Below are 15,261 nucleotides of genomic sequence, written 5' to 3'. Positions count from 1 at the left end.
AAGCATTAATTGCGCCCGAGTATACCGGCCACCCAGCGGCTTGCCTACGTAGCCGGGTTCCCGTCCGGCGGGGCTTTGACGCTACGCCACTGATTCAGTGGTAGCCAGAGCGAATTATTGGCGCTGTGTTGTTCGTTGGGCGGGTAAGCTTTGCATTTGCTTCAAAGCGACCGTATCTTGCGTCGCTGCGCCAACAGCAGACACTTTTTGAGGTTCCCCTGATGAGTTTGACCGAAGCCCGCTTTCACGACCTGGTCGATGCCACCCAGCAAAATCTGGAAGATGTTTTCGACGAGAGTGGTCTGGATCTGGACATTGAAAACTCGGCCGGTGTGTTGACCGTCAAGTTCGAAAATGGCACTCAGCTGATTTTCAGCCGCCAGGAACCCCTGCGTCAGCTGTGGCTGGCAGCGCGTTCCGGCGGTTTTCACTTCGACTACGACGAAGAAGAGCAGCGCTGGAGCTGCGATACCAGCGATGAGCTGTTGAGCGAAATGCTCAAGCGCTTCACGCTGGAGCAGGCTGGCGTCGAACTCGACTTCGACGAGATTTGAGCGTGACCGCTACGTCCGTCCGACCGCCCAAGCCGCTGTACAGTAACGTCAGCCCGGCAGTGCCTTCGCCTTGCATCAGCCTGTGCCGGCTCGACGAGCAGAAAGTGTGTCTCGGTTGCTTCCGCCATGTGGAAGACATCCGTGAATGGCGCTCGGCAGACGACAATCGACGCCGACAGATTCGCGCCAATGCAGACCAGCGCCGAGAAGTGGCTGACGCCACTCAGTCTCCCGACGCATAACGGTCTTGCCGGGTTGTGTAATACCCCTGCTGTGTTAGTGTCCAGACATGCTTCATCGATGAAGCCCTTCAAAACCCCGCCACTTCAGGCGGGGTTTTGTTTTATGCAGCGCAGAAAAAGGAGCCTGCCAACATGTCGACACAACCTTCCATCATCCTGACCCGGCTGGACGTGCAGCGTCTTGAACAGTTGATCGAGAGCCTTGAGGAAACCACTCCCGGCCTCGAAGCCCTGCAAGCCGAGCTGGACCGCGCCGAGCAAGTGGTCAGCCACGAAGACGTACCCGCCGGTGTCGTGACCATGAATTCAAAAGTGCATTGCCGCGAAGAAGTCAGTGGCAAGGATTACCACTTGAAGCTCGTCTACCCGAAAGATGCCGGTGCCGAGGACACAGTCTCAATCCTCGCACCTATTGGCTCAGCCTTGCTGGGCCTGCAGGTCGGCCAGCACATCGACTGGCCCGCCCCGGGCGGCAAGACCCTCAAGCTGACATTGCTGGCGGTTGAGTATCAGCCGGAGGCGGCGGGGGAGTATTTGTAGGCCTGTTGATTTAAGGCTTACGCCCCGTAGGAGCGGCTTCAGCCGCGAGGGCGTTAGTCCTTCAGATGTAAACGCGTCGAATGTAACGCCCCCCTCCCGGCTAAAGCCAGTCCTACGGTCACGCGAGATCCGTAGGAGCGGCTTAAGCCGCGAGGATGCCAGCGCGTAAACGCCGTTACGCCCTGTGCAGCGTCGCCAGGAAACCCGCAGCGCCCACGAACAAACCGGCAAAGGTCCGGTTCATGCGGCGTTGCTGTTTTGGGGTCTTGAGCGCGCGCAATATCTTCGAAGCCAGCCCGGTGTAGCCCGCCATGACAATCATGTCCACAGTGACCATTGTTGCTCCGATGGTCAGGTACTGGGCGAGCAGCGGTGCGTTAGGGTCGATGAACTGCGGCAGGATTGCCAGCATGAAGACCATTGCCTTCGGGTTACTGATGTTCACCAGAAACCCGCGGACGACCAGCGCCATGGGTTTACCAACAGGCCGAACGGCCGAGTCTTCGGACAGGTCGGCAGGCAGTGCCCGCCATTGCTTGATGCCCAGATACACCAGATACGCCACACCAAACCACTTGATCAGCGTGAATGCCATGTCCGAGGCAGCGAGCACCGCGCCGAGACCTGCAGCGACAATTGCGATCTGTGCCGCCAATGCGATCTGCAGGCCCAAGGCGTTCCAGTAGCCGCGCCAGAAACCGTAACGCAAGCCGCTGGACATCGACGCGATAGCGCCTGCACCCGGCGAAAGACTGATCACCCAACAAGCAGCAAAGAAAGCCAGCCATGTATCGAAAGACATTACACACCTCGGACAAACACCAATGCCCGATAAGCTAGTGGCTTCTCGGGCAATTGACTAGATTCAGCAGGGGGGTGCCGCGAAAATTAATTTTCCGGCGTTTTGTCGACCGCAATGGTCGGGAAGCCATCGGAACCGCGCCAGCGACGCACCGACTTCTGGAAAAACTGGCTGTTGGGGACCTGCACCAGCGCGCCACCGGCCTCGGGAGGCTCGATCAGGGTGGTGAACATCAGGTTGATTTCCAGCACGCGGCCTTTGACGCCCGGCTTGTCGAGGGTGTCGACCAACTCGACCACATCGCCAATTCGAAACGGCCCGATGGTGTAGATCAACACGGCGCAAAGCAGGTTGGACAACACGCTCCACATGGCGAAGAACGCCACCGCAGCGACCGCCACGAAGCCTGAGAGGGCGGTCCAGAGTACCGTGGCAGAAACCCCGAGCTGGCCCAGCACAATCACGAATGCACTGCCCATGATGAACCAGCGTAAACCACCGCGCAGTGGCAGCAGTAGTTCAGGGGGCAACGGATAGCGCTCGCCGAGACGCGTCAGAAAACGCCCCACCAGCCGCTGCGCCATGTAACCGGCGACCAGAATCAGCAGTATCTGCAATCCCAGCCAGATCGGCTCCACCCAGTGCGGCGGAACCAGCGATGCAAATGCTTCCATCAGTCCCTCGACGTGCTCACGAAAGTGCTTCCAGTTCAGCCTGCATGGACTCCAGCAACTCCAGAGCCTCCATCCACGACTCTTCCAACTCGCCTTCACTCACTTTGAGCTTCGCCTGTTCGGCGAGCAAATCACGCAGTTTGTCTTTGTTGGCCGCTTCGTAATTGGCGCTGTCGGCCAGTTCCGCCTCAACCTTGGCGAGCCGCTCGTGCAACGTGCCAAGGTCGCGCTCAAGCTTGTCCGCCAACTTCTTGTGCGGAGCCAACTGCTGACGCAGCGCAGCCGCTTGCTGGCGCTGGGCCTTTTTATCGGTCTTGTCGACGTTGATCGGCGTATTGCTGACCGGCGCATTGCGCAGCCGATACTCAGCCAGCCAGCGTGCGTAATCTTCCAGGTCGCCGTCGAACTCCTGAACACGGCCGTCAGCGACCAGCAGGAAATCATCGGTCGTACTTTTGAGCAGATGCCGATCGTGGGAGACCACCAATACCGCGCCACTGAATTCCTGAAGGGCCATGGTCAACGCCAGTCGCATCTCCAGATCCAGGTGGTTGGTAGGTTCATCGAGCAGCAACAGGTTCGGCCGGTCCCACGCGATCAACGCCAGGGCCAGACGCGCCTTCTCACCACCCGAGAAATTCAGCACCGGCTCATCAAGACGTCCGCCGCGGAAGTCGAAGCCACCCAGGAAGTCACGCAGCGTCTGCTCGCGCTCGGTCGGAGCGATACGCTGCAGGTGCAGCATCGGGCTGGCCTTGGCATCCAGCGAGTCCAACTGGTGCTGGGCAAAGTAGCCCACCACCGTGTTTTCGCCCCGAGCCATGTGGCCGCTCAAAGGTTCGAGTTCACCCGCAAGGTTTTTGATCAGGGTCGACTTACCCGCGCCGTTTGGCCCGAGCAAGCCGATACGGGCACCCGGGGTCAGTTGCAGCTTGACCTTCTCCAGCACCGCTCTGTCGCCATAACCCAAACGCGCATCGGACAGATCCAGCAACGGGCTGGAAATCTTGCTGGACTCACGGAAAGTGAAGTCGAATGGCGAGTCCACATGCGCCGCGGACAGCTCTTCCATACGCTCCAGAGCCTTGATCCGGCTCTGTGCCTGCTTGGCTTTGGTGGCCTGAGCCTTGAAGCGCGTGATGAACTTTTCCATGTGCGCGCGCTGCGCCTGCTGCTTCTCGTAGGCCTGTTGCTGCTGGGCCATACGTTCCGCACGGGCGCGCTCGAAAGCGCTGTAGCCGCCGCGATAGAGGGTTATTTTGCGCTGATCGACGTGCGCGACATGGTCAACCACGGCATCCAGAAAATCCCTGTCGTGGGAGATCAGCAGCAGCGTGCCGGGATAGCTCTTCAGCCAGTCCTCCAGCCACAGGATCGCATCGAGATCCAGGTGGTTAGTCGGTTCGTCGAGCAACAACAGATCCGAAGGGCACATCAAGGCTTGCGCCAGGTTCAGGCGCATCCGCCAGCCACCGGAGAAATCTCCGACCGGCTTTTCCATCTGTTCATTGCTGAAGCCCAGCCCGGCCAGCAACTTGCGGGCCCGTGCATCGGCGGTATAGCCGTCGGCGCTATCCAACTCCGAGTGCATACGTGCCTGGGCTGCGCCGTCCTGAGCAGCTTCAGCTTCAACCAGCAGGCGCTGCACCTCGCGCAAGCGCAGGTCGCCATCGAGGACATAGTCCACGGCGATGCGCTCAAGGGTGTCGACCTCTTGGCGCATGTGTGCGATACGCCAGTCGGCGGGCAGCAGACAGTCACCGGCATCGGGGGTCAGTTCACCCCGAAGCAAAGCGAAGAGGCTGGATTTACCGGCGCCATTGGCACCGATCAGGCCGGCTTTTTGACCGGCGTGCAGGGTCAGCTCGGCGTCTTCTAGCAGACGTTGCGGGCCACGCTGTAAGGTAAGGCTTTGAAGTCGAATCATAATGGCGGCGGAGTCTACCAGCTTCGTCTCAAACAGGTAGCGCACTATGCCTTCTGACCTTTGGAGTTTCACCCTCGATTTGTATGCCAGGCCGGGTGTCGAGCAGGCTTGTCTGAGCCTGCAGGCCAGCGGCGCCAATGTTTGCCTGCTGTTGTGCGGCGCATGGCTGAGTCAACGCGGTGTCGTTTGCACAACCGAACGCGCGCTGGAAATCGGACAGTTGGCCACGCCCTGGCATGACGACGTGGTGCGCCCGCTCCGGGAATTGCGCACGCAATGGCGCAACAGCGCTCAGCACGATACGCCCTTGAGCGTGCTACGCGAGCAAGTCAAAGCCCTGGAACTGGAGGCGGAACGAGAACTGCTGAGGAGGCTGGAAGCGCAGACACTGAAATGGTCGGCACAGGAAACCGCAGAACAAGGGGATTGGTTGATTTGCCTGGCGGGCGAGGCCGCCGGGCAAAATCACGACGCGCTGCAGGTGCTGCGCGTCGCGATGGACCGGCCTTAGGAAGCGCTGGTCGGGGTGCTGCTGTTGGATGCCGAAGGCGCAGGCGTCGCAGCAGTGGCTGGCGCTGGAGCAGGGGTTGCAGTCGCAGCGGGAGCAGTCGGCGTTGCAGGTTTGGCAGCGACTGGCTTGGCCACAGCTGGTTTAGCGGCAGGCTTCACGGCTGGTTTCGCCGCAGTTGGCTTGGCGACAGCTGGTTTAGCAGCGGGCTTGGCTGCGGCTGGTTTGGCAGGAGCCTTGGCCGGTGCTTTCACAGCCGGCTTGGCGGCAGCAGTTTTAGCAGCGGGTTTGGCTGCGCTTGCAGCAGGTGCTTTGACGGCTGGCTTGGCAACGGGTTTTGCAGCGGCAGGTTTTGCCGCTGCAGTTTTGGCCGGGGCTTTAGCAACTGACGCTGGCTTTGCTGTCGTGGTTTTCGCAGGGGCTTTGACTGCGGTTTTAACGGCTGGCTTGCTAGCTGGTTTTGCTGCGGCAGCCGGTGCTTTGGCGGCCGGTTTTACGGCTGCTTTGGCTGGCGTTGCTTTGGCAGGAACAGCCTTGGCAACCGTTTTCGCGGCAGGCTTGGCGGCCGCTACTTTGGCAGGTGCTTTGACTGGAGCCTTGGCCGCAGTTTTAGCGGGAGCTTTTGCAGCAACGGTTTTGGCCGCTGGTGCTTTGGCTTTTGCAGCGACCGCTTTGGCCGGAGCCGGTTTAGCGGCACGGCTGTCCAGCGCCTTGCTGACGGCTTCCTTGACTCGGCCAACGCCTTGAGCCAGTTTCAGGCTTTCCTGAGCGTCGCGCTTGAGCTGCAGGATGTAGCCGCGAGTTTCGCTCTGGCGCTCTTTCAACGCGTCCAGCAACTCTTCAAGTTCAGCCACGGCAGACTTGGCCTTGCCTTGTGCCTTGGCTTTACCAGCGGTGGCTGCGTCTTGCAATTTGGTACGCGACTTGTGCAGTTTTTCCTGCGCTTTACCACGTTGTTTTTCAAGCTTGGCGAGCAGTTTTTCCGCATCAGCCAGCGCTTGGGAGCAGGCGTCTTCGAGGTGTTCGAGCAGGCTGCTCGACAGCTGTTGTAGCAAATGCAACGGGGTATTTACTGGCTTGTTTTTGGCCGACATGACTTACCTCCAGGCTGACTGATTTGCGGCCCATACTAGACCTCTGCCCGCAGCGCCGCTAGGGCATCTTGACAGCATGAAACGCTCCCTGTTGCATACCCGGATAAATGCTTGTTGCAGTCACTGCCAATGCAGTGCGAAATTCATCTTCAAACACTCATCACACACGGGCCATTGCACTGGCATAATCGCTGCCTTCCCAGGCCGGAGAGCATTCATGTCGCGCTACCTGTTAACGTCGTTGTTCCTGTTGTTGCCGGTGGCTCAGGCTGTGCACGCCGCACCTTCCAGCGAGGCACACGATCTCGCTTACAGCCTCGGCGCAAGCCTGGGTGAGCGTTTGCATCAGGAAGTGCCGGACCTTGATCTGCCTGCCCTGATTGAAGGCTTGCAGCAGTCTTACCAAGGCAAACCTCTGGCGCTGAAGAAGGAGCGCATCGAGCAGATCCTGCGCGAACATGACGCCGCCGTGGCCGAAGCCGAAGCGTCAGGCAGCGTCGAGCCGCTCAGCGAAGCTGCAATGGAAGGCGAACAGAAATTCATGGCCAGCGAAAAAGCCAAACCCGGTGTCACCGAGTTGGCAGACGGCATATTGATGACCGAACTGGTCGCAGGCAAAGGCCCCAAGCCAAGCGTTGATGGCCGCGTTCAGGTTCGCTACGTCGGTCGTCTGCCAGATGGCACCGTCTTCGACCAAAGCGCCCAGCCACAGTGGTTTCGCCTCGACAGCGTAATCAGCGGCTGGACCACTGCACTGCAAAATATGCCCGTCGGTGCCAAATGGCGCCTGGTCATTCCTTCGGCGGAAGCTTACGGCGCAGAGGGTGCCGGTGACTTGATCGATCCATTCACGCCGCTGGTGTTTGAAATCGAACTGGTTGGGGTGTCGCAGTAATCATCCAGCACAGAACTCTGTGGGAGACTCTATGTTGGCCTGCAAATACAAATCCGTGGGAGCGAATTCATTCGCGAAGGGGCCGGTACATCCGCAACTGATGTATCGCTTGAAATGCCGCATTCGCGAATGAATTCGCTCCCACAGGTTCCACAATCCCGTAGGACCGGCTTTAGCCGGGAGGGCGTAGGTGCATTCGCTAAATTTTCTTCGTCAGAAATACCGCTCTCCCGGCTAAAGCCGGTCCTACAAGATCAAGCTTGAAGACAACCACAGAATCTCCCACAGTGAGATTCAATTTCAATCCCGACAGAAACAAAAAAGGGGTGCCCACTGGCCCCCCTTTTTTCATTCACGCAGAAGTCATCAGGCTTGAGTGGCCGCTTCTTCCTTGTGGGAGTTGTGGAGCACCTCGATCAGGCAATCCTCCAGCTCGAAACGCTCATGCAACAAGCCGCCCAGTTTGTTGAACTCCGCCGCAACGACGGTGCAATCAGAACAGTCGCCATTGTCGCAGCGGTCATTGAAGGCCAGTGCGGACTCGGTGATGACTTTCAGACGCGGGTAGATGGTATCGGCCAGCTCAAGACCACGCTCGTCATTGAACGCCTTGGCTTCACTGTTGAGCTGCTCATAGATTTCGAAGTGCCCGGCCGAAACATAATCGACAAGCACTTCACAGAATTTCTGAAGGCCTTCACGATCCGCCGCCAAGGCTTCGGGTGTGTCACCGAGGGCATCGTAGACGCGGATCAATTCAAGGCGATCCTGTAGCCAGCGATCAATCAGCTTATTGACCCCGCCCCAGCGTTCCTGCGCGTTCTGACAGCTTTCCAACATGATGATCACTTCCCTTCAGGGGCATGCAGTCTGCGCAGGCCTGGTTTTGATCTCGTCGGTGTCGACGACACAGGCATTGCGAGCAACAGATGATGCATATATCCAATAACGCTTGCGGGCCAGATTATGCCCGCACGACCAGCCCATCAAGGTACGCAGGAGATAAAGTTCATACAAGTGTTTAATCCCCGGCCCGACTTTCGGCAGTCGGAGCGCGAAGCGAAGCGTTGAACAGTGCATACAGCATGACCAGCGCCAGGCCCACGAAAGCCAGCAGACTCCACTCAGGCAAGCTGATGCCGAACAACGACCAGGAAATTTCCGCACAAAACGTGGCATCACTGCGCAATCTGTCGACCTGCGAGTACAGCGAGAGCATATCCAGGAGCCGTTCGACCTGCGCAATCACCTCGATAGTCTGGTCGACGGTTGCTGTCTGCAGCCAGACTTGTCCCCCGGCTATTGATGCCCCCGACAAGGTGAGCAGCAGGATGACAGCACTGTAAGCCCCGCATCCTGCACGGCCTGGCGCATGGATTGTAGCGATCAATGCTACAAGACCACTGGCCACGAAGACGGCACGCTGCCACAGACAAAGCACACAAGGTGAGAGCCCGACGACAACACACTGCAGATAAACAACAGAGCTGACGATCATTGCACAGGCAATAAACACCAGAAAAAACAGGGAGCGTGTGCGAGCCAGTTGCATGGCAAATCCGTAACCAGAGACGAAGGCAGTTACGGTAGTGAAAGCGCTCAACCCTTTCAAGGCACCGGCGTAAGGATACGTCCCTGTTTAGGTGGGCATTTGCAGACGATGGATGACCGCTTTATCGCGATCTTTTGAAGGACGTTGCCTACAAAAAGCAAACATCAGTGACTTTTCCTACATCGGCGATCAAAACACCTATCAAGCAGCCAGATATCCTGGCTGCTTGATCAGCCTGCCAAGGCGGGGAGTGGTCGTGCCAGCAGTCGCTCGTCAAGCAAGCCCAAACCTTCCTGGAAGAGCTGGTTGCTGCGCTCGGTCTCGCCTAATTGGCCAAGCAGACGCGCCAGCTCTGCACAGGTTTCCGGATTGCGCTGTAATCGCAGGCTGGTTTCCAGATAGTCCCGGGCCTTGCCCCACAAACTGCTTTGCAGGCACAGCCGGCCCAGGGTCAGCAGCAGGCTCGGATCATCAGGATGGTTTTTCAACCAGCCCTCTGCGGTTTGAAGCTGCCGTGAAGGATCACTGCCGCGCACCAGACCGTACAGACGAGCCAGATGGCTGTTGTATTCACGTTTAAGCGCAGCACGTAGCGCCTCTTCGGCCTGTGCGTCTGCGCCTAACCGGCGCAGCTGCTCGGCATAAGCCAGCACCAGTTGCGGCTCCTGACGTTGCGCCGAGGTCAAGCCTTTCCAGGCGCTATCGAGACCGGGCAAACCCGCAGAGCTACCGTTTTCATCATGCTCGCGGTAGGCCGCCAGCGTGAGGTTTTCACCCCAGGCGCGTTTCTCCAGTTCCGCCAGCTCCTGCGGTGGCAGAACCTTGTCTTTCCGCAGTTCAGGCATGAGTTTGATCAACGCAGACCATTCACCGCGCTCGCGATACAGCCGCTGTAGCTGACGCAGGATTTGCGCGTTGTGAGGATGGCGTTCGTTCATGGCCTGCAATGTCACCAACGCGCCATCGCTGTCGCCACGGTCCTGCTGCAACTGGGCGTGGCTCAGAGCAACCGCTAGTTCTGCTTGAGGCTGACGTTCAAGGGCGCGCTCGAGCAAGCTGTCGCTCTCATCGTAATGGCCTAGCTCGTTGGCGGCGCGAGCCGCACCGAGGTAATACAGCAAGGGCTGCGGCTCTGATTCGGCGGCACGATGCAAATGGCGCTGTGCGCTGGCCCAGCGGCCTTCGACCAGATCCATTTGACCTTGCTCGATCGCCACCTGAATGCGTCGGCTGCGGTTGCGCCGCGACCATGGGTTGGCGACTGAACCGGAGGTCGTGAGCAGACGGACCAGCAGACGCACCACGACAAGCACCAGCCAGATGGCAAACAACAGGCCCAATGTGGCCCACAGACTGGATTCGTAGCGGAAGTTTTTATAGGCAATCAGGACGTAGCCGGAATGCTCGGCAATCGCCACACCAATCGCCGCAGCTACGGCGATTGCGATGAACAACAGCACATAGGCACGTTTCATGGGCTGGTCCCCTCGCGGGCTTCAGCAGGTTGGCTTTTCACGGCTGCCGGCGCACCGGCCGAGGCATGACGCCGCTCAAGATAGGCCTGAACGGCACTGAGGCTCTGGGCGAGATCAGGAGTCATCACCGAAACCGGCTGTTTGGAAAGCTCGTCCAGACGTGCGGAGAGCATCTTGCTCTGGGAGTCATCTTGATTGAAGTTGGTGCGCAACACCTCTTTCGCCTCAGCCAGAGCGTGTTCAAACACTTGTGGCTGGCCATTAAGGGCTGCCCACTGCGCCTGCTCAAGCGCAAGGCTCAGCGCGAGACGAACCTGGGTAAGGCTTTGCCCGGCCAGTAACGGGCGGATGTTTTTGTCGGCGTTGAAATCGATGCGAATGTAGTGGGAGATCTCATTCCACCACTGCACGAGATGGCTGTCTTCGCTTTTGCCATCGGTCAATCCGAGCAGCGACTCGCCCTTATCTTTGTATTCCGGGGCCAGCTCATTGAGTTGGGCGACTTGATCACGCAACGCTGCAAGCTGCAGGAACAGACCGGTACGGTCCGGCTGATCGATGCTGCGCAGCGACGCCAGGCTTTTCGCCAGTTGATCACGGGCGGCAAAGGAACCTGGATCATCCTGCTCGCGAAGAATCTCGTCAGCGCCCTGCACCAACGCCTGAGCGCTGTTGATGTCCTGCAATGCAGAGAGGCGCAAGCTCGCCAGACGCAGCAAATGCTCGGCCTCGGCAAGACGCCAGTCCTTGCGGCTGGCACCGAGTACGGTTTCCAGTCGCTGGCTCAAGCGTTGCTGATCGCCTTGCAACTGTGCAACCAGACGCCGACGCTCTTCCAGCTCATCGGCAGGAGGCAATTGCGCCAGTCGCTCGGAGAGCTGTTTCTCGCTGGTTTGCAATGTCAGGGTTTGCGCGGCGATATCCTGCATTTGAGTGCGTTGCAGTTGATGGCTCGCCTGAACAGCGCGCAGTTGCCATACTCCCCAACCGGCGACGGCGATGCCAGCAACGCCAAATAACAAAGCCAGCACCACCAGCCCGTTGCTGCGTCCGGCCGGACGCTCAGGGCGCAATGGGTCGGGTGTCGGTGGTGTCAGCACAGATTCGGAATCATCTTTAGGCAAGGCTGTTTCGCTCACGTATCCATCCTTTGCATTTGGGCGTAATCGGTAAAAGAGAGCACGTCGATCAATACGCCTGAGGGGCAGGCCCGGGGTGTTCCCGTAACGCTGCCAGCAAAGCCGCAGCGCTGGCGCCGCGGCAATTCAGAACTGTTCGGGCTCCGGCTTCGCGCGCCATCTCGGCAACACGTGGGCTCGGCACGAATATAGTTAAACGCGCCAGCTCAGGCCAGGCATCGCCCGCCAACTGACGCAAGTGTTCAAAACCCTGCCCACTGCTGACCACTACCGCGTTCAAGCGTTCCGCCTGGATACGCTGAGCCAGCGTCGACGATGGATAATAGGGCAGGTTACGTGTGTAGAGTTGCAGATAATCAACACTGGCGCCAAGACTGCGCAAACGCTCGGCGAGCAACTCGCGGCCGCCTTCACCGCGCATGATTAACACGCGCGAGCCGGGTATGGCGATGGATTGTTGCAACCTGGGCAGATCCAGCAGCGCCTCACTGTCGTCGCCGCTCTCGGGCCAGCTGACATCCAGGCCGTAGTCCTGAAGAATTTGCGCAGTGCCTGCACCGACGCTGAACCAGGGCAGGATGGGGGTCTGCGGCCAGAGCTGTGCAACCAGTTTCAAACCAAGGCGCGCAGCGGGTTTGCTGACCACAATCACGGCGCTGTAGAGGTCCAGATCCTGAACCAGAGCGTGCTGCTCGGGACTGGACGGGAGCGGCTCAATATCGAGCAATGGCAAGCTGCTGCTGAACACCCCGGCGTCAGCCAGAGTCTGCGCCAACGCGGCAGACTCATCTGCCGGACGGGTCAGCAGCAGTCGCCAGCCACTCATTCTCGTTCCGCCACGCCGTAAACAGCCTTCAGGATGTCTTCTGCGCCTTGCTCCAGCAGTGCGTCTGCAACCTGAACACCCAGCGCCTGAGCATCAGCCTGTGGCGCACGCGCTTCGGCACGCAACAGCAATGCACCTGACGGATCGCCCACCAGACCGCGCAACCAGATCTGCTCACCTTCAAGCACGGCGTAACAGGCGATGGGCACCTGGCAGCCACCGTTGAGGTGCTTGTTCAGCGAGCGCTCGGCAACCACCCGGATGGCGGTTGCATCGTGATGCAACGGCGCAAGCAGGGCGTGAATTTCAGCATCGACGCTGCGGCATTCGATACCCACTGCACCCTGGCCACCGGCTGGCAGGCTGTCGTCGACACTGATGCTTGCGGTGATCCGGTCTTCGAACCCGAGGCGAATCAAACCCGCTGCAGCAAGAATGATCGCGTCGTACTCGCCCGCATCGAGTTTGGCCAGACGGGTATTGACGTTGCCGCGCAGGAAATGAATTTTGAGATCAGGACGACGCGCCAGCAACTGAGCCTGGCGACGCAAGCTGGAGGTGCCGACAATGCTGCCAGCGGGCAACGCCTCAAGGCTGGCGAATTGGTTGGAGACAAACGCATCTCGCGGGTCTTCACGCTCGCAGATGCAAAACAGGCCAAGGCCTTGCGGGAAGTCCATGGGCACATCTTTCATGGAATGCACCGCGATGTCCGCGCGATCCTCCAACAGAGCTGTTTCCAGTTCCTTGACGAAAAGCCCTTTGCCGCCGATTTTCGACAGCGGCGAGTCGAGCAACTTATCGCCACGGCTGACCATAGGCACCAAGGTCACGACCAGCCCCGGATGAGCCTGCTCCAGGCGGGCTTTGACGTATTCGGCTTGCCAGAGGGCCAACGCACTTTTGCGGGTGGCAATGCGGATTTCGCGAGAAGACATGGATCAATCCGTACAGGGTAGTAGTTGCGACGGATGATAACAGTTCAGGAAAAACGGCTCAGTGCTCTGTCGTCGCACCAGTGTCAATGCAATTCAGGGTTCGACGCAGTCACCCCGTAGGACCGGCTTTAGCCGGGAGAGCGATATTCCTGACGAAGTAGATGCCGAGGATTTACCGACCTCCTCCCGGCTAAAGCCGGTCCTACTGGGCTTGCTCAAAGCTGCTGCATCATCTTGCGCACACCCGCCACATGCCGACGGCTGACGATCAAGGCATCGCCATTGAGGCCTTTGAGGAACAACTGGAAATGCCCCAGAGGCGTGCGTTGCAGACGCTCGATACGTTCACGGGCGACCAGTGCGTTGCGATGGATACGCACAAAACGGTCGCCGAATTCATCTTCGAGTGCCTTCAAAGGCTCATCCAGAAGAACTTCGCCCCCTTCATGGCGCAAGGTGACGTACTTGTGATCGGCGATGAAATAGATCACATGGTCCAGCGGGATCAACTCGATACCTTTACGGGTCCGCGCACTGATGTGGCTGCGTGGTCCGTTACCGCTTTCTGCCGCAGGGCGCGTCATGGCCGCCAACTGCACGCGGTTTGGGCGCTCGGCTTTTCTCAGGGCATCAATCAAATGCTCAGGCCGCACAGGTTTGACCAGGTAGCCGACCGCGCTGACCTGGAAAGCTTCAAGGGCAAATTCGTCGTGCGCAGTACAAAAGACAACAGCAGGCGGAGTTTCCCGCTCGCACAATCTGGCAGCGACTTGCAGGCCATCAATGCCTGGCATGCGGATATCCAGCAAAACGATATCCGGCTTTTGGCTTTCAATCATCGCCAAGGCTTCTTCGCCATTGGACGCACCGGGTTCCAGAACCCGATAGCCTTCAATTTCACTGACCATCCGGCTAAGCCGTTCGCGGGCCAGGGGTTCGTCATCAACGATCAGGACATTCATATAGCTCTGGCTTCCTGCGTGAGTCTCGCACAAGGATAGCGTAGACAGGTGTAGTGACGACCGTCACGGCGCTCCACGCTCAGACTGGCGTGCGGACCAAAAAGTGCCGTGAGGCGCGCACCGATATTTACCAGTGCTTGCTGAGTGCCGTTGGAAGTCTGCCGACTGGCAACTTCGTCATAGGGATTGCTTACACACAATATGAACTCCCCCCTTTCATAATCTGCTTCTACCTTTACGACACCTCCATCGACGCGAGGTGCAATCCCATAAAGCAAAGCGTTTTCAAGTAGTGGCTGCAAGGTTAGCTGGGGAATTGGAAGGTCGTCTGGAATTCCACTGATCACCCAGTCCAACTGTAGACGCTCGCCAAGACGATATTGCTCAATCGATAAATATCGTTTTGCCAACTCAAGCTCATCGCGCCAGGTGACGAGGCTTCCGGGTTTGGCCAGGCTGGCCCGGAAAAGGTCGGAAAGATCCAGCACCGCCTGCTCGGCTTTGACCGGATTGGTCGCCACGAGGCTCGCGATGCTGTTCAGGGTATTGAACAGAAAATGCGGCCGGATACGCGCTTGCAGCGACTCGATGCGCGCGCGCAACTCGCCTTGCTGCTGCTTGCGCCACTGACTCTGCAAATAAAAGTAGCGCAGCATCAGGGCCGACATGATCAGCGCGATAAGGCCATAACGTACGTAGCGCTCGACCATCACGCCAAACGTCACTCTGCCGGTCAGTTGGCAAACGTCGGTGACTGCCGTGCAGAGCAGGGTAATCGCCACAACCAGCAAACAACCGAATACCCCTGCACGCCCCGCAGGCAAACGCGCCAGCCACGGGCGAAGCCCGCACAACAAGGCCGCTGACAAGAGCACAATCCACTGCACGAACAACGACATGAGCGCCAGCCGCACCCAGTCAAAGCCCGGACGCATGGGTTCGACCAGCACCAACACCAGAACCAATAATTCGGCGAGCAGGACCAGTACCAACAGCGCTTGCGGAAGGCACAGCTCAGGGAGGAAAAACTCTTTGCCAGGCCCTTTAGGCGAGGGTTGTTTCAATAAGCTATTTCGCATCAGCCCAGTCTCGACTGTGCGGGGCTGTGCGGCAAGCTGCCCGCAAATAAAAAA

Annotated in this window: 17 protein-coding genes; 5 read left to right on the top strand and 12 right to left on the bottom strand. The window is 58.8% G+C overall.

The window, feature by feature from the left end; genetic code table 11:
* Positions 1–221: 221 nt before the first annotated feature.
* From cyaY to rnk, 3 genes are all read left to right on the top strand, one after another.
* Positions 222–554: an iron donor protein CyaY gene (gene cyaY / locus AO242_RS21395; RefSeq protein WP_099270270.1), complete on the top strand. Its 333-nt coding sequence runs from the start codon at positions 222–224 to the stop codon at positions 552–554.
* A 2-nt stretch (positions 555–556) separates the two neighbouring features.
* A complete protein-coding gene (locus AO242_RS21390) occupies positions 557–796 on the top strand; it encodes a DUF1289 domain-containing protein (RefSeq protein ID WP_027902920.1) in 240 nt (79 codons plus the stop codon).
* A gap of 132 nt (positions 797–928) precedes the next feature.
* Positions 929–1,336, top strand: coding sequence for a nucleoside diphosphate kinase regulator (gene rnk / locus AO242_RS21385; protein ID WP_099270269.1), 408 nt, complete (start codon positions 929–931; stop codon positions 1,334–1,336).
* Between the two features lie 175 nt (positions 1,337–1,511).
* Here the strand turns inward: rnk and AO242_RS21380 are convergent, their stop codons facing one another.
* The 3 genes from AO242_RS21380 to AO242_RS21370 form a co-directional block, all read right to left on the bottom strand.
* The gene (locus AO242_RS21380; protein WP_099270268.1) at positions 1,512–2,138 is read right to left on the bottom strand and encodes a LysE family transporter; all 627 of its coding nucleotides are present in this window, start codon (positions 2,136–2,138) and stop codon (positions 1,512–1,514) included.
* A gap of 86 nt (positions 2,139–2,224) precedes the next feature.
* Positions 2,225–2,812, bottom strand: coding sequence for a mechanosensitive ion channel family protein (locus tag AO242_RS21375; RefSeq protein ID WP_027902923.1), 588 nt, complete (start codon positions 2,810–2,812; stop codon positions 2,225–2,227).
* A 16-nt stretch (positions 2,813–2,828) separates the two neighbouring features.
* On the bottom strand, positions 2,829–4,739 hold the full coding sequence (locus tag AO242_RS21370) for an ATP-binding cassette domain-containing protein (RefSeq protein ID WP_099270348.1): 1,911 nt from the start codon (positions 4,737–4,739) through the stop codon (positions 2,829–2,831).
* Positions 4,740–4,785: 46 nt separating this feature from the next.
* Between AO242_RS21370 and AO242_RS21365 the strand changes: the two genes are divergently transcribed.
* The gene (locus AO242_RS21365) at positions 4,786–5,250 is read left to right on the top strand and encodes a TIGR02444 family protein (RefSeq protein ID WP_099270267.1); all 465 of its coding nucleotides are present in this window, start codon (positions 4,786–4,788) and stop codon (positions 5,248–5,250) included.
* On the opposite strand, the gene AO242_RS21360 is transcribed toward AO242_RS21365, so the two are convergent.
* Positions 5,247–6,341 (bottom strand): AlgP family protein, encoded by a 1,095-nt coding sequence (locus tag AO242_RS21360; protein ID WP_099270266.1) that lies wholly within the window; start codon positions 6,339–6,341, stop codon positions 5,247–5,249. The genes AO242_RS21365 and AO242_RS21360 overlap by 4 nt on opposite strands.
* A gap of 217 nt (positions 6,342–6,558) precedes the next feature.
* Between AO242_RS21360 and AO242_RS21355 the strand changes: the two genes are divergently transcribed.
* Positions 6,559–7,236, top strand: a complete 678-nt coding sequence (locus AO242_RS21355; RefSeq protein ID WP_027902927.1) for an FKBP-type peptidyl-prolyl cis-trans isomerase — start codon at positions 6,559–6,561, stop codon at positions 7,234–7,236.
* Between the two features lie 366 nt (positions 7,237–7,602).
* Here the strand turns inward: AO242_RS21355 and AO242_RS21350 are convergent, their stop codons facing one another.
* From AO242_RS21350 to AO242_RS21310, 8 genes are all read right to left on the bottom strand, one after another.
* On the bottom strand, positions 7,603–8,076 hold the full coding sequence (locus AO242_RS21350; RefSeq protein ID WP_027902928.1) for an Rsd/AlgQ family anti-sigma factor: 474 nt from the start codon (positions 8,074–8,076) through the stop codon (positions 7,603–7,605).
* 181 nt (positions 8,077–8,257) lie between these two features.
* Entirely contained in the window at positions 8,258–8,788 is a 531-nt protein-coding gene (locus tag AO242_RS21340) for a disulfide bond formation protein B (RefSeq protein WP_099270264.1), read from the bottom strand.
* Between the two features lie 230 nt (positions 8,789–9,018).
* Positions 9,019–10,263, bottom strand: a complete 1,245-nt coding sequence (locus AO242_RS21335; protein ID WP_099270263.1) for a heme biosynthesis protein HemY — start codon at positions 10,261–10,263, stop codon at positions 9,019–9,021.
* Positions 10,260–11,402, bottom strand: a complete 1,143-nt coding sequence (locus AO242_RS21330) for a uroporphyrinogen-III C-methyltransferase (RefSeq protein ID WP_099270262.1) — start codon at positions 11,400–11,402, stop codon at positions 10,260–10,262. The genes AO242_RS21335 and AO242_RS21330 overlap by 4 nt, the downstream gene beginning before the upstream one ends.
* 49 nt (positions 11,403–11,451) lie before the next feature.
* A complete protein-coding gene (locus AO242_RS21325) occupies positions 11,452–12,228 on the bottom strand; it encodes a uroporphyrinogen-III synthase (protein ID WP_099270261.1) in 777 nt (258 codons plus the stop codon).
* On the bottom strand, positions 12,225–13,166 hold the full coding sequence (gene hemC / locus AO242_RS21320) for a hydroxymethylbilane synthase (protein ID WP_027902933.1): 942 nt from the start codon (positions 13,164–13,166) through the stop codon (positions 12,225–12,227). Before hemC ends, AO242_RS21325 begins: the two co-directional genes overlap by 4 nt.
* 215 nt (positions 13,167–13,381) lie before the next feature.
* A complete protein-coding gene (locus AO242_RS21315; RefSeq protein WP_099270260.1) occupies positions 13,382–14,128 on the bottom strand; it encodes a LytR/AlgR family response regulator transcription factor in 747 nt (248 codons plus the stop codon).
* Complete coding sequence (locus AO242_RS21310; protein WP_027899426.1) at positions 14,125–15,207, bottom strand: sensor histidine kinase; 1,083 nt, start codon at positions 15,205–15,207, stop codon at positions 14,125–14,127. The genes AO242_RS21315 and AO242_RS21310 overlap by 4 nt, the downstream gene beginning before the upstream one ends.
* Positions 15,208–15,261 lie beyond the last annotated feature (54 nt).

This window comes from Pseudomonas sp. ICMP 561 (assembly GCF_002699985.1).
GTDB lineage: Bacteria > Pseudomonadota > Gammaproteobacteria > Pseudomonadales > Pseudomonadaceae > Aquipseudomonas > Aquipseudomonas quasicaspiana.
This window is presented reverse-complemented; position numbering and strand designations above follow the sequence as displayed.

Coding starts and splice junctions, on each gene's coding strand:
- AO242_RS21380 (WP_099270268.1), bottom strand. CDS start 2,138: ATGTCTTTCGATACATGGCTGGCTTTCTTTGCTGCTTGTTGGGTGATC.
- cyaY (WP_099270270.1), top strand. CDS start 222: ATGAGTTTGACCGAAGCCCGCTTTCACGACCTGGTCGATGCCACCCAG.
- AO242_RS21335 (WP_099270263.1), bottom strand. CDS start 10,263: ATGAAACGTGCCTATGTGCTGTTGTTCATCGCAATCGCCGTAGCTGCG.
- AO242_RS21340 (WP_099270264.1), bottom strand. CDS start 8,788: ATGCAACTGGCTCGCACACGCTCCCTGTTTTTTCTGGTGTTTATTGCC.
- AO242_RS21350 (WP_027902928.1), bottom strand. CDS start 8,076: ATGTTGGAAAGCTGTCAGAACGCGCAGGAACGCTGGGGCGGGGTCAAT.
- AO242_RS21370 (WP_099270348.1), bottom strand. CDS start 4,739: ATGATTCGACTTCAAAGCCTTACCTTACAGCGTGGCCCGCAACGTCTG.
- AO242_RS21360 (WP_099270266.1), bottom strand. CDS start 6,341: ATGTCGGCCAAAAACAAGCCAGTAAATACCCCGTTGCATTTGCTACAA.
- AO242_RS21315 (WP_099270260.1), bottom strand. CDS start 14,128: ATGAATGTCCTGATCGTTGATGACGAACCCCTGGCCCGCGAACGGCTT.
- AO242_RS21325 (WP_099270261.1), bottom strand. CDS start 12,228: ATGAGTGGCTGGCGACTGCTGCTGACCCGTCCGGCAGATGAGTCTGCC.
- hemC (WP_027902933.1), bottom strand. CDS start 13,166: ATGTCTTCTCGCGAAATCCGCATTGCCACCCGCAAAAGTGCGTTGGCC.
- AO242_RS21375 (WP_027902923.1), bottom strand. CDS start 2,812: ATGGAAGCATTTGCATCGCTGGTTCCGCCGCACTGGGTGGAGCCGATC.
- AO242_RS21355 (WP_027902927.1), top strand. CDS start 6,559: ATGTCGCGCTACCTGTTAACGTCGTTGTTCCTGTTGTTGCCGGTGGCT.
- rnk (WP_099270269.1), top strand. CDS start 929: ATGTCGACACAACCTTCCATCATCCTGACCCGGCTGGACGTGCAGCGT.
- AO242_RS21365 (WP_099270267.1), top strand. CDS start 4,786: ATGCCTTCTGACCTTTGGAGTTTCACCCTCGATTTGTATGCCAGGCCG.
- AO242_RS21310 (WP_027899426.1), bottom strand. CDS start 15,207: ATGCGAAATAGCTTATTGAAACAACCCTCGCCTAAAGGGCCTGGCAAA.